We start from the raw sequence: 278 nt of genomic DNA on the forward strand, positions 1-278 counted from the left end.
TCGGCCCAGCCGTTCACACGCGTCGACATCGACTCCATCGCGCGCGACGAGGACGCGCACCGCGCCCCCGGCCTCTCGAAACGACTCGGCCTTCGAGGAGATCAGCACCACGCTCACGGTGTCGAACAAGATCGCGACGAGCACGACGACAAGAATCACGACGGCGAGAAGACCCGACCGTGCGGTTCCCGTTCTGACATTCGCGAACGCCTCGCCGATCTGGAACGACACTCTCATCTGGTCGAGCTCGCATTCCGTCGCCGCAGGCCCTCCAGATC

Annotated in this window: 1 protein-coding gene; it reads right to left on the reverse strand. The window is 64.7% G+C overall.

What is annotated here, in order from left to right; translation table 11 throughout:
- Positions 1-231 (reverse strand): hypothetical protein (locus tag ACZ3HH_RS29765; protein WP_465810132.1); only part of this gene is annotated, 231 nt, incomplete at its 3' end.
- Between the last annotated feature and the right edge of the window lie 47 nt (positions 232-278).

The organism is Pseudomonas sp. PME37.24/025, from assembly GCF_055556615.1.